The organism is Poriferisphaera corsica, assembly GCF_007747445.1.
Taxonomy (GTDB): Bacteria; Planctomycetota; Phycisphaerae; order Phycisphaerales; family Phycisphaeraceae; genus Poriferisphaera; species Poriferisphaera corsica.
Window position 1 is genome coordinate 3,479,524 of record NZ_CP036425.1, and the last position, 14,525, is coordinate 3,494,048.

A 14,525-nucleotide genomic window follows, 5' to 3' on the forward strand; every position below is an offset into this window, starting at 1 on the left:
GCTAATCAGCGTGTTACGATCCAGCTAAGGCTAGTCACATGCTCCTCTTGGTTGTTATTTGGATCTGTATACGCAATATCGACAGTGACACGTATGATGTCAGAGTCTGTGGTCATCGGCAGCGTGACGGATGAACTGATATTATCTTCAGGCACTTTCTCGACAGTGACGTACTGTGCCCATAAATTCATATCCGGAACGGTTTTTCGTAAGGCGTTAACTGGCGGTGAAAAGACAGTGCCCTGCCCTTTATTGTTGCTCTGCATGATGCCTGCGAAATCATCAAGGTCATCTAAAAATTTAATGTTCGGCAGACCGTCAGACTTCAATTCATTCGGCTCTGGCCCAAAGTTTTGGTCGCCAGTGATCGGATCATGGAACGGTAAACTCAACGTCAATTCACGGATCTCATTGGCAAGCAACATTGCGGTGCCTGTACGGGCGGCCCAATCGTTCTTCTTGTGATAAGCCTGCTGGGCAGCAACGATCGCAAGTACACCTGTCCCGACAATGACAGTCGTCAACGCTGCTTCAATCAGCGTGAAGCCCGCATTGCGAGCATGACGTTTTCTTATGTCAGGATGAATGTTTTGCTTTTTCACGTTACGACTCATGTTTGGCCATGTACTTAATGAGTAATATGAGCTTGGCCGAGTTATTTAACGAGGGTAGAGAGTTTAAAGATTGGAAGAATAATCGCCATCGCGATGAAGCCAACAACTGAACCCATCACGATAATCATGATTGGTTCAATCATACTTGTCACAGTTTTAATCACTTCCTTCAATTGACGTGCGTAATAAGATGAAATCTCATCCAACACTTCACCGAGCTTACCCGATTCCTCACCTGCAGAGACCATCTGCACGACAGATTTAGGTAGATAAGGATTGCGTTGCAATGGCTGGGCAATTTTCTTGCCTTGCTTCACTGAGTTATGAACTGCATTCCAAAGTTTATGGAAGTGTCGATTACCTGAAATTTCACCCGTAATCGCAAGTGTATCAAGCATCGGAACACCCGCATTGACAAGCTCGCCCATCGTTTGCAATGAACGAGAAATATAAAGTGCACGGAACATTTTCTTAAAAATGGGGATTCGTAACTTCATCGTATCCCACCACCAACCACCAGGATCTGTCTTTACGAAAAAGAATGCTGCAATCAATACCCCCATCATGCCAACACCGACAGCCCACCACCATTCCACCATAAACTCTGAAAGATTCATGAGGAATATTGTTGGCCAGGGCATCGCTGCTTCTTTACCCTCAAACACTGTAGCGAATCGCGGCAGCACAAAGGTTAGGAGGAAAATAGTCACCGCAATCGCCAGGCCGCCGATCACCACGGGGTAAATCATCGCGCCGATCACCATCGCACGGGTTTCAATTTGTTGCTGCAGGTAAGCTGCGATACGTTCTAGCATCTTTGAGAAAGAGCCCGACATTTCCGAAGCACGAACCATGTTGATATACAGAGGATTAAATAATTTAGGATGCTTTGCCAATGCTTCGGAAAACTGCTTACCTGATTCTACATCCTGTTTAATCTCTAAGAGAATCGTCTTAAATTTTTGGTTTTCAACTTGATCTGCAATACCATCCAGAGCAGCTCGAATTGAGATGCCAGCACGAATCATCACGGCAAGTTGTGTCGTAAAATTAAGTACATCCCGTTGTGTCGGCCCTGACTGATAATTAAGTGCACTCAGCTTTTGACCAAGCGATGCGGTAGATCTTTCGCTGACCGGCGTCAACTGCAGAACAACATTGCCTTGGCTGCGCAATTGTTTGGCTGCAGCCAGTGCGTTTTCTGATTTCAGAAAGCCGTTTGATTTCTCACCGGCCGATGTCCGCATTTGGTATTTATAAGTTGGCATCTATCAGCGATTCCATTAACTATGCTTAATCATGTCGTTTAATACCCGACTCGAGTTTTAGGCCGCTAACGCTCGCTCAATCTTTTCAGGAAACGCAGCTTGCGCAATCGCATCTTCACGGGAAATCATCCCATTGAAGTACAACTCAGAAATCGCACTATCTAACGAGTTCATCCCAAGCGATCGATTTGTATCAATCACGTTTGGAATCTCAAACGCACGGTTTTCACGAATTAAGTTTCGTACAGCAGGTGTACAGAGCATAATCTCAACCGCTGGCACCATGCCTTTGGTATCGAGACGTTTAAAAAGTGTTTGGGAAACAACAGCCTGCAGAGTATTCGCAAGCATTGATCTAATCTGGTTCTGCTCATCAGCAGGATACATATCGATGATACGCTCAATTGTTTGCGACGCGTTGACAGTGTGGAGAGTTGAGAAAACTAGATGGCCTGTTTCAGCGGCAGTAATTGCAGCAGCGGTCGTTTCAAGATCACGCATCTCACCAACAAGAATAATGTCTGGGTCTTGACGCAAAACATGTCGCAAACCTGAAGCAAATGATGGCGTATCTTCGCCAAGCTCACGCTGCTCGATAATGCACTTAGCTGAAGACATCGTATACTCAATTGGATCTTCAAGCGTGATGATATGCTTTTGATAGCGATAATTCATCTGATCAATCATCGCTGCCAATGTTGTTGATTTACCCGAACCTGTATCACCCGTCACAAGCACAAGACCGCGTGGCAAGTATGTCAAACGGCTAATCACTTCCGGTAGATTCAAACTCTCTAATTCAGGTATGACTGTTTTAATAGAACGTAGCGAGATACCTACAGTGCCACGTTGCATGTGAGCATTCACGCGAAATCGGCCTATATCTTTGATCGCATATGAAAAATCAACATCTTTTACCTTGTTAAAAACCTTCATATGCTCTGGCGTTGCCATATGCTCAAGCATTGCCGTCGTCGACTCTTTCGTGAGCATCGGATAATCCATCGGCATCATTACCGTATGAACTCGCGCCATGGGCTTATGACCGGTGACAAGATGAATGTCGGACGCGTCATGCTGAAGGGCAGTCGTCAGAATAGTATCCAGATCCATTTATTCGTTCTCATGCCTAAAGGTAATGTAACGCAATGAACCAATTGACACAGTGTCTGCAGGCGATTGCGTTATCGAATATCGGCCTTTGATAAAGAACGAATAAGATGTTTCTCTAGTCAAGCTGTATTACCTGAATAAGCTAATATGTATAGAAGTGATCTCCGGCAAACTCGTCACAACCGCTACAATCCGAATCACGATAATACTCCAACACCCATAAAAAAAGCAGCCTATAAGAGCTGCTTTAATACTTTATATAACATACCTAATTTGCTAATTAATCATCTCGCATGTCTTCCTCTACGGCTCATGACCGCGAAAATGGCAAGCGTTAAGATTGAAGACGATGCTGGTTCTGGTATTTCATTCGGCTGAAGAGGAAACGGGAAATTAAACCCCCGCCTAGCTTCAGGCGTCGGGTACAAGTCTACTGGCCCACCTACATTTACCTTACGAACATCTGGGCCATTCTGCCTCAAATAATTCTGATTTAAATTTAATGGCGTCTCATTGTAAGCCAACAAAGTGGTTGTACGTACTGCTCCAAGCTTATCAAAAATCGCAAACACCTCTGCCGCACCATACGAGAGTTCGTCAATACGCACGATTTGGCCTAACGGAGTCTGGGTTTCTGATGCGCTACCTACAAAACCTTTTGCAGCACCCATCGTGACCGCTTCAATATAATTTCTCGGTGTTGATCCAAGTAAATCTTGCACCGATTGGAATTGGTAGGAAGTTCCATTCGCCGTAGCGTTATGGAATGGTGCAGCCTGAATACTTCCTGTCATACTCATTGATGCCAAACCAATGGCAATACCCATTACACAAGCGTGTATCAATCTCATAGCTTCTCTCCTGTTTGACTCCCATAAAAAACGTCGGACTCAAAGCTCATAAGACTCAAGTATTCGGCATTTTCTATACTAGTCGGTGCGTTATCGGCACCTGCGATGATGTGACCCCACTCCCCGCACTTCAATGGGCATGGCTCATAGAAGCAACTAAACACGATTCTATTTCATTAACAAGTTCGTTCAACAATTTATTCATCAATCGTGCGATAAATTGCACTATAATCCGTATAGCAAGCACAGACTATCTATTTATTAGAAATATAAGACCATCCATTTCTATTTTTATGCTTTCATGTTGCGACTATTCTATTCATTGACTACATGGGTATAGAAAAAGAGATGACCTACAAGCCATCTCTTTTATCTAAATTACCTAAACGCTATAAACTGAACTATCGTATCTGCTCAGCCTTCAAACCTCGACTCATCAACTTCGATATGCCTTCTAATGGATCGAGCCCTTGGAAGAGCACCATATTCAGTGCTTCTGTAATCGGCATTTCAATCTTAAATTTCTCCGACAGTTGTAATACCGATTTGGTAGTTGGCACACCTTCCACAATTCCTGGAATCGCATCCAACACATCGTCTAACTTTCTTCCACGACCAAGCTGCTCGCCGCATGTACGGTTTCGACCTGTTGGCGAAAAACAAGTCGTCGCCAAGTCGCCGACACCTGAAATCCCAAAAAAGGTTTCCTGACTTGCTCCCATAGCCAACCCCAAACGGGTGATCTCTGCCAATCCGCGTGAAAGCAATGCTGATTTAGCATTGATGCCAGCCTGCAATCCGTCCAGCATCCCAGCCGCCAACGCAATCACATTCTTCGTCGCACCAGCAAGCTCCACACCCAATAGATCCGAGTTCGTATAGACGCGGAACCAATGTGTGTTGAAAGTTTCTTGAAGTTCTTTTGCAAAATCCGCATCATCCGATGCTGCACAAACCGTTGCAGGTAAACATTTTGCCAATTCATCTGCCACCGATGGCCCAGAAATGCACGCCAATGATCGCTCCTGCTTACCTAACGGCGAGAGTACATCCGTAATGATCTGTGTTGGTCGCAGCAAAGTATCTGTTTCAATACCCTTTGAAAGCGACGCAATCGGCAAACCTGCTGGCAAAGCATCCGCCAAACGAGACCAGACGGTTCGGACATATTGCGTTGGTACAGCATTGATCACGAAATCCACATCACGAAATGCTCGATCTGACTCTGAAGTCAACTTGATCGCGTCCGGCAACTTGTACCCAGGCAGGTAACGTGAATTTTCACGTGTCTGAATCATTTCGGCGGTGTAATCGGCAAACGCCCCCCAAATCGTGACGCTATATCCTTTATTTTCAAGGAGTAACGCGGAAACGGTTGCCATGGCACCGTCACCAATAATGGTTATTTTTTTTGACATGCTCTCTCTTTTGCTTTGTGGCTATCGATTATCTCTATTTCTCTTCGATGATCCGCATCAGCGATCTTACCTCTTGTTAAGAATGGGCTTACAGTAGCAACCTCATTTTAAGCAGAGACAAGGAAACAATATTCTGGTCAGTAATCAGCACGCTGGCAAGTCATAGCCCCCAGAATTTTGAACCTCGAACATGCAACTCACTCTCAACAATATGCCAAATATAGATACGACGCATGGATTGCCTATCTCCCCTAATCCATGCGAATTGCTAAACATATGTTAGAAATGGCCTTAAATTCACATGAATAGTCACATTTCCCGGAACACGGGTGGTTTACAACTCGTAGATATGGATAATAGTTATCATAGTTAAGTGTGTGAGTCCTATCTGTCATTGGGATGCTTAATCACCCTCAGTAAAAGTTTAAATTAGAATTAGAGCAACCGCTTTTATTTGCCGAGAAAGTCAGGGACAGCAGACATCCTGCTGGGCAGACTTGTAAGTGAATGGCATGCTCAAGAGCAGAGAAATCTCTTTTGGTCATTAAATCTTAAACATTTTTTACTTACTTGGTCACAAGATTCATGTGCGTTAATCTGGGTTATTTATTAAGATAGACGCACATATCCAAGGGGTGTTTCAGTTACCCACGTGGACGCACAGAGTCAGGAACAGCCGATTCAGGAGCATGACGTTGACGAATAGCCGAGACTTGAGGATCCGGAGAGGTGTGCAGATCGCACTCTTGGGGGTTGTGGCCCTTGTGACTCTCCTGAGTGGATGTGAAACCGATTCATTCTTTAACCCAGCGGTGGTTGGGCGTTGGGAACATACGCCTGTCACCTTGCCAATCCTTGAACGATTGGAAGTTATTGAAGGTGAAGATACCTCTTCATTAGCAGTCACCTCTGTTCGACCAGAAGATCTTATCCCCGATGTGCGTGAATACGTCATCGGTCCCGGTGACCTTCTTACCGTCACCGTATTCGAACTCGTATCTCCAGGTCTTGAATCTGTACAAACCAGACGTGTCGATGAAACAGGCCTTATCCGCCTCCCAATCATCGGCCCAGTCCGTGCAGCAAATCTAAGCTCCAGCGAACTCGAAAAAGAAATCGCAATCGTCTTAGAGAATAAGAACATCCTGCGTAACGCTACTGTCAGCGTCATTCTGCAGGAATCACGCCAAAATACATTCAGCGTCGTCGGTGAACCCCTTCAAGGTGGTACCGCCATCGGCACTTATGTCATCCCTAAACCTGACTTCCGTCTTCTCGACGCAATCGCACTCGCAAGAGGTGCCCCAGGTCGTACCAAGCGTCTACGTATCTTCCGTCAAACACCTTTGACAGCAGAAGTTGCAGGCGAAATCCAACCAGCACAAACATCTCCAGAAAATCAGCCTGTGGCGCCTGCACCAAGCAATCCATCAAAACTGATTGACGAATTGCTTGAAGGCATCGACGAAAGTGATGCCCAAGCACCTTCAGCACCCGTTAGTTCAAAAGCACCTGCCGCAATCGAAGGCGGGCTTGATAGCAGCACCAACAGTCCACAATGGGTATTCGCTGGTGGCAAATGGGTCAAAGTCAATCAGCCAGTCGCTGGTGGTGCAACTGGCGACCAGATCGCTGAAACCGATGAACTCGGTGAACTCATCACCCAGCGTATCATCGAAATCCCATACGATCGTCTCCTCGATGGCGACCTGCGTTACAACATCGTCATCCGTCGCGGCGACATCATCCGCGTCCCCGACCCAACTGCTGGCTTCGTCTATATCATGGGCGAGATCGCTCGTCCCGGTGCCTACACCGTGCCCGGTGAACGCGACCTCACGATCAAACAGCTCGTCGCTTCTGCTGGCGGCCTCTCACAGCTCGCAATTCCTGAACGCGTCGACCTAACCCGCCGCATCGAAGACAGTGAAGAAGCAACGATCCGCATTAACGTTCGTTCCATCTTCGAGGGCTCCGAACCAGACTTGTACCTCAAGCCAAACGATCTGATCAATGTCGGCACCAACTTCGTTGCCACGCCACTTGCGATCTTCCGTAACGGCTTCCGCATGACCTACGGCTTCGGCTTCATCCTTGACCGTAACTTCGGTCCTGATGTCTTCGGCCCAGTCGACACGACAAGTAACTAATAACAGGCCAACAGTCTTTCAAGCTGGCCTCAAGATATTCGAGCGGCAAAGCCTAACAGCTCTGCCGTCTCATTCGAAAATTGATATGTCTTCGAGCTGTCGTTTAAGTGGGAAAGGGCTTGCAAAAGCTAGTTTAAACGGCAACAGGGCACGGATCGCCCAGTGCGGGGCAGGATGCTTTCTTTTCCGCACCTAAAAGACACAATCCAAGGATGGTTTACGACTGCAGTTTCTGCAGCCGAGGGTTATTGTTGAACCCAACTGGCATGCAAGTCGTAATGTTTAACATGTATAACTGCCGTTTTACAGGCCGACATACATGACATCAAAAGGCTCTTCATGACAAGATTCGTAGATGCGAGTGCTCTCAGAGGATGAACAACTCCGTGCAAACTAAAAACACCACAAAGATCTCTTTGGGTGCGTCCAAGCTGATTCCACAAGAGTTTTGGCCGTGGACAGTTTTGCTGTTTGCCAGCTTCGTCCTCATCCACTGGGCCTTCTTCCTTCGCATGTACTGGATCGCGCTTGACGACAGTAACTGGTCACACGCCTTCATCGTCCCAGTCATCTCTTTCTATTACATCTATCAACACCGCTACCGCCTCATGACCATTCAGGCTCAAACCTGTATCTGGGGCCTGCCCTTCATGGTGCTTGGCATCTTCAGTTACATGTTTGGCGTTAACCCAATCAGCAATCTCATGCTACAAGGCTACGGCATGATCCTCGCCTTATTCGGCCTCGTCTTGTTTCTCCTTGGCCCTCGCATGATAGCCATCCTCTGGTTCCCAATCATTTACCTCGCCTTCGGCGTCAAAGTATCACAACGCATCTGGGATTGGATCGCCGTACAACTCCAGTGGATCGCCGCAAACTGCTCCACCGTTACACTCAAGTTTTTCAGTTTCTTTATGGACTTTGATGTCGACAACAGCGGCTCCACCATCAACCTGACACAAAACAAATTCAATGCCGCCACCGGCATGATCAAACCCGTCACCGACAGCCTCAATGTCGCTGAAGCCTGTGCCGGCCTACGTATGCTCATGGCCTTCCTCGCACTCGGTGTCGCCACCGCGTTCCTTTGGAAACGTCCCGTTTGGCAACGCATCATCATGGTTCTCATGACGCTGCCAATCGCTGTCGCTGTCAACGTCGGCCGAGTTACATCCCTTGGCCTACTCACGCTCATCAACCCCGACTATGCCAAAGGTGATTTCCACCTCTTCATCGGTATGATGATGCTTGCTCCCGCCCTCGGCCTATTCCTTCTTATGGGATGGATCATGGACCGTGTTGTCATCACCGACAAACCCAAAATGGACGAGGAAGAAGTTCTCAAACGCGATGCCGCTCGCCTCACCGCTGAACGAATCAAAGAACCACTTCTTAATCCAATCAAACTCGCACTCTGGTTTTTTGCCGGTGCAATCGCAATGGGTTTCGCCAGCGTACTCTACGCCGTACTTGTCGAAAACCCAATCGGACTTCTTGAGCTAACCGGTATCAACGGCCTCGCCGTCAACAGCCTCATCAAACTCAGCTACACACTCATCCCCCCAACCATCATTATTTTCGCGGCAGTGATCATCCTCTCGAAAATATCTCCCATCGAATCACGCAGCGTGAAACTCCAAAGCTTCTCAGCATTCGCGTTAGCCATCTTACTCATTGGCTTCCCCAGCATGCAGATCAATAACGCACGTACAAACACCGTGCTATTTAAGAAAGCTGTCCCCACTCGCTACGAACTCGTCCTCATTCCCCGACAAATCTCAAGCTGGAAACTCAAGCAAGAAGATCCGCCTTTAAGTCAAGCGATTCTCGATGAACTCGGCACAACAAACTACGTCAGCCGAACCTACGAAGATACTGACCGCCCAGTTGACGACCCATTACGCTACATCCGTTTCCACTCTGCATACTACACCGGCACCGTCGACACCGTTCCACACGTCCCTGAACGTTGCTACGTCGCTGGCGGCGCGACATCACTCAACCAAGGCACATCAACCATCTCAGTCGGCGGAACCGAATACTTCGAAGACGACGAAACCGAAAATGGACACATCGCATACAGCACGCTCATGCGTGGCGATGTTCGAATACCGAAAATCAAAGACATCCCCGTTTCTTATATGTCCTTCCAGCCGCCCTCGCAGCAGCAAGGCAAGGAAATCAAAGCCACGGTAATGTACTTCTTCATCGCAAACGGAAAATTCCTTGCCACACCCGACGCCGTACGTCTTAAAGGCACTGAAACCAGCGATGAATACAGCTACTACAGTAAAGTTGAAGTGAGCATTCAAACAGGTGATTTAGATGAAGCGAAAAACATCGCTCAATCATTCCTGTCCGCTTACTTACCAGAAGTGATGGCCTGTCTCCCTGACTGGGTAGACGTCGAATCAGGTAAATGGCCAGAACAATAAAATCCAAGGATTGAGATTACTTTCAACTAATACAACATTAGATTGAATTTTGATACAGAGGAGTCGGTTAATGGCCGGTCGCGTAAACACTAAATTCGTATTCATGCTCAGCGCAATCATCATCTTCCTCGTCGTCGGACTCGCCGGCGTCTACATGGTATTTATGCGCAATAACCCACAAGAACTCATGCGCAACGGCGACAAGTTCGTCAGTGAAAAGGAATATTTCCTCGCGATCGAATCCTACGCCAAAGCGGTTGCAAAAGATCCAACGAACACGGACTATCTCGAAAAATACATCACCCTCTTCCCTGAGCTGAAAATCGAAGGCATTGTCGATGCGCGCCGCTATCTCGGCCAAAAACGCACCGCATATAAAATGCTCTCAGAACTCGCCACTGACGATCTTGCCAAACAATCCGCCTACTACGAGCTGATTCTCGATTCTACAAAACGACTTAGCCGCACCTATGCCGACTCACTTTATAACGAAGCTGATGAATGGCTCTCCAACTACCCCGACAACGTCATCGCTCGCAAATACCGCGGTATCGCCCGTGTCATCACTATTCACGGAAACATGACCGACGCCGATCGTGAACAAGCTTTCAACGACCTCGAAACTGCTGGCAAAACACTTGAGAACGATCCCGACATCCCATACTACATCGCACAGTACCTGCTTTTTGAAGGCTCCCGTCTCGACACAGAACAAGGCGACCGTCAACTCGCAGCCGAACTTCGTGACGCCGCCGCACAATACGCGGAACAATACGCAACACGACTTAATAACGAGCCTGAACACCTCATTAACTATGCTCGCCTCATGATCAGCCCTCAGCTGTCCCCTCGCATACCCATTGGCGCTTCCGAAGAATACAAGCAACAGGTACTCAACAACGCCAATGCTCGCGTAGCATCCATGAAACCCATCATCGATCAACTCGAGCAAATCACGCTAACAGACCAGTCACTCGATCCATATTATTGTGCGCAGATCGCGGACTTACTCCTCCGTACAGACACCAGAATCATTAAACGTGAAAATCGGAATCCAACGACCAGTGGCGTACAGCGCGCGATTGCAATCCTTGATTCATCATTCCAAAGCAAAACAAACAGCGTTTTCCTCATGCGTGAACTCGGCAAATACTACCGCCTCCAAGGCGATGTCGAACTCGCCCTGCCCTTCTACCAAAAGGCTATGAATACGCCCAACATCACAAACGCTGCAGAATTCCTGATCAACCGCATGATTCAATTCGATGCCGCTAAAAGTTGTGGCGAAATCATGATCGTTCAGGCAGCTCGTGAAAAAGATGTAGACAAAAAAGCAAAACTCCTCGCCGGTGTCGACAAAACCATCGACTACATTACAAAGCGTGATGACGCACCGATCATTGCCGAAACTTTACGAGCCAAGAAGCTGGTCGCAGAAGAAAAACTCAACGAAGCAATGCCTCTTCTTGAAAAATGCCTCAAGCAGCTTGGTAATTCAGACCCACAACTTATGCAGCTTGCCGCTGAAGCCCGCCTCAAACAAGGCAACTGGGGTTCAGCAATCTCACTCTTCGAAGAGTACCTCCAAGTCCGCCCAACAGACACACGCACCATGCGCCGTATCGCAGCCTTGTATATCCAACACAAGCAGCACGCAAAAGCGCGCCCAATCATCAACAAACTCCTCGCCATTGACGATACAGACAAATCCGTCCTCGCTCTCCACGCTGTGATCCTCGCGTACGAAAGCAACATCGATGAAGCCATCAATGTCTATCTCGGCCTTAATCCCGATGAAAACCCATCCTACTACCAGATGCTCACACAGCTCTACCTCGCCAAAAAGGATGTAGATAGTGCCCGCGAATCAGCACTGAAATATTTCGAAGCTGATCCTTCAAATATCCAGGCTCTTCAGTCCGCACTTAACCTCATCGAGGCCCCCGAACAACGTCAGCAGCTCATGCAGATCGCATCCGATGCGGGTGCTGATGCACGTACCATCCGCCTGATGTCAGAAAAGCAAGCCGGCAATCTAGAAGACCTTGCACCTGAAGAACTCGCGAACCTCATCAATGAAGGTGTCGATGATCCATTCCAAAAACTCCTCAATGAAATCACCGTCTACGCTCGTTCAAAACAAAAAGAAGCTCTCAAAACCGCAATCGACAAAGCCTCCGAAATGAAGCCCAACGATCCAAGAGTTCTTGAGCTCCAATACAACTACGCTGTCTCGGAAAAACAATTCGAAGAAGCCGAAAAACTACTTCCAAAAATCTCTGAACTCGACATCGATAAAGCGCAAGGCAACATCTTCCGTGGAAAACTCTATGCCGTTCAAGGCCAATACGATCTCGCCGAAGCTTCCTACAGCCGCGCACTCGCACTCACAGACGTCAACTCAAGCCTCTGGACTCAATACGCTCAAGTTTTGCTCATCAACAAAAAACTCCCCGAAGCTGAAGACGCTTACAAAAAATCAATTCAACAAAAACCCGACAACGTCTCCGCACATCGCGGCCTCGCCCAACTTTTCCACCAGACTGGTCGTGGCATTGATGCACTTAACCAAATCAAACTCGCTAGAAAATTCGAGCCTCGCAACGCCGAAATCCTCAACATCTATCTCCAGCTCGAACAACAATATGGCAACAAAGAAGCCGTAAAATCCATCCGCGAGCAAATCGCAACCGCAATGCCTCAAGACTTCAACAACCGTCGCATCCTTGCAGGCCTCTACGCAGACCTCGAAGATTTCGACAAAGCCATCACCACCATGCAAGCGATCGTCAAAGAAGAAGGCGAAAACAGCTTCAATATCCTCGCTCTCGCAAACATCTTTGCCGTCAGTGGCAAAGCGAATGATGGCGAAACCGTCATACGTCAGTACATTGCTGGCCGCATCGACGAGGTCACCGTTCAGGATCATCTCATCCTCGCTCGCTACCTCGCACAATACAGCCGCGATCGGGACAGCATCCTCAAAGCCTTCCAGGTTGCCATGGATGCCGAAGATCCCAAAGCAAGACTCGCCAGCCGTGAATTCGCTGACCTGCTCTTCAACCGTAAGCTCCTTGCTGAAGCTTCCGAAGTTTACAAGAGTATCCTCGAATCCGATCCTGCCGACGTTCGCGTCGTGCTCCGCCTAGCTGAAACTTACATCAAAAACGATCAATTCGATGATGCAGCCAAACTCCTCGAAGGTTTCGACACCGAAGCCGCCGAATTCGGCACATCCGAAAGTCTCGTACTCCGTGCTCTGATCGCTATGAATCAAAAGGACTACGACGAAGCAATCAAGCTCACCAACCAAGCAATCCGCAACGACCGTGAAAACGGCCGACTCTACTACCAACGCGCTCGTATGCTCAGCATGCAACCCGACCGCCTCGAAGACGCGCTCAAAGACTACAACCGCACCCTCGAACTTGAGCCAAGCATGATCACGCCTCGTCGTGAACTCGCACAAATTCATGTCCGTCGCGGCTACATCGACGACGCAATCCGCGAACTCGAAAACCTCCTCTCAATCAACGACCGTGACCTCATCGGCCGCTTGCAGCTCATCCAGGTTCTTCAAACAAACAACATGATCCTTGATGCCAAAGCACGCATCCAAGAAGGGGCCGACATCTTCCCGGATGATCCTCGTTGGCCACTCATGCTCGGCGACCTTGAATTAAAACAAGGCAACTTCAAAGAAGCTGTCAACGCTAAAATCGCCGCGATGAACATCGCACCAAACGACAACACACTCACACAGATCGGCAACCTTGTCATTCAAGCAAACCGACCCGATAAACTCATCGAAATCTACGACATGTATCCCACCAACGCCAACAACGGCTACGCCCGCGCTCAAAGAGGTCGCGCTCTAATTATGCTCGGCCAACAAGATGCCGGCGAGGATATGCTCAAAAAAGCTTTTGATGACACCAACAACTACTCACAATTCACCACCGTGGCTCAACAAGTCAAGCTCGCACTGGATGAAGATTATCTCCGAACACTCATGAGCAGCCAGACCATCGCTGAAAGACAACTCTGGTCAGAACTACTCACCGCCGAGTTAGCACTCAGCAATAACGATCACGCAGCCGTTGCTGAGATCGTTAAAAAAGCACTGCCTCTCCTACAAGGCGACCTCAAAACACGCGCTCTCCGCTTACTCGCAAGCTCCAGCTACGTGATCGATGACATCACCGCCGCAAAGGATGCTTACGAAACCATCCTCACAATCAACCCCAAGGACATCGGCACACTCAACAACCTCGCTTACCTCCTCTCCGAGGATCTCAAATCACCGCAACAAGCCGTTGCTCTTGCCGAAGACGCTTACACCGCTGCTCCAAACAACCCTCAAATTCTCGACACCTATGGCTGGATCCTCTACCGTCTCGAAGACTACAGCAAAGCAAGAACAATCCTCGAACAAAGTGTCCAAATCAAACCTCTACCCACAACACTCATCCACCTAGGCACCGTCTATCAAGAACTCAACATGCTCAGCCAGGCCATCAGCGCTCTCGAAGAAGGCCTCAAGCTCGCTCAAAACTCAAATGACGAAGAAAACATACTACAAGCCCAAAATCTTCTGAAGGAATTGGGCCAGTAAAGAACAAAACTCGATAAAATAGCTCGTTTGCATGATCACTGAAGGCTTATGGGAATCAATG

At 48.1% G+C, this 14,525-nt stretch carries 8 protein-coding genes; 3 read left to right on the plus strand and 5 right to left on the minus strand.

Annotated elements, in window-relative coordinates:
* Positions 1-5 precede the first annotated feature (5 nt).
* The 5 genes from KS4_RS14250 to KS4_RS14270 all read right to left on the minus strand — a co-directional run bounded on the left by KS4_RS14250 (position 6) and on the right by KS4_RS14270 (position 5,264).
* Positions 6-602, minus strand: a complete 597-nt coding sequence (locus KS4_RS14250; RefSeq protein WP_145079523.1) for a type IV pilus modification PilV family protein — start codon at positions 600-602, stop codon at positions 6-8.
* Between the two features lie 53 nt (positions 603-655).
* Positions 656-1,882, minus strand: coding sequence for a type II secretion system F family protein (locus KS4_RS14255; protein ID WP_145079525.1), 1,227 nt, complete (start codon positions 1,880-1,882; stop codon positions 656-658).
* 57 nt (positions 1,883-1,939) lie between these two features.
* Complete coding sequence (locus KS4_RS14260) at positions 1,940-2,995, minus strand: type IV pilus twitching motility protein PilT (RefSeq protein WP_145079529.1); 1,056 nt, start codon at positions 2,993-2,995, stop codon at positions 1,940-1,942.
* 284 nt (positions 2,996-3,279) lie between these two features.
* Positions 3,280-3,846, minus strand: coding sequence for a hypothetical protein (locus tag KS4_RS14265; protein ID WP_145079532.1), 567 nt, complete (start codon positions 3,844-3,846; stop codon positions 3,280-3,282).
* Between the two features lie 401 nt (positions 3,847-4,247).
* Positions 4,248-5,264: an NAD(P)H-dependent glycerol-3-phosphate dehydrogenase gene (locus KS4_RS14270; RefSeq protein WP_145079535.1), complete on the minus strand. Its 1,017-nt coding sequence runs from the start codon at positions 5,262-5,264 to the stop codon at positions 4,248-4,250.
* Positions 5,265-5,995: 731 nt separating this feature from the next.
* Here KS4_RS14270 and KS4_RS14275 point away from each other — a divergent pair.
* The 3 genes from KS4_RS14275 (at position 5,996) to KS4_RS14285 (ending at position 14,464) form a co-directional block, all read left to right on the plus strand.
* Positions 5,996-7,414, plus strand: a complete 1,419-nt coding sequence (locus tag KS4_RS14275) for a polysaccharide biosynthesis/export family protein (protein ID WP_200761289.1) — start codon at positions 5,996-5,998, stop codon at positions 7,412-7,414.
* Between the two features lie 386 nt (positions 7,415-7,800).
* A complete protein-coding gene (locus tag KS4_RS14280) occupies positions 7,801-9,849 on the plus strand; it encodes an exosortase/archaeosortase family protein (RefSeq protein WP_200761290.1) in 2,049 nt (682 codons plus the stop codon).
* Positions 9,850-9,919: 70 nt separating this feature from the next.
* Positions 9,920-14,464 carry a tetratricopeptide repeat protein gene (locus KS4_RS14285; protein ID WP_145079544.1) on the plus strand — a complete coding sequence of 1,515 codons (4,545 nt, stop codon included), beginning with the start codon at positions 9,920-9,922 and terminating at the stop codon, positions 14,462-14,464.
* The last annotated feature ends 61 nt before the right edge of the window (positions 14,465-14,525 follow it).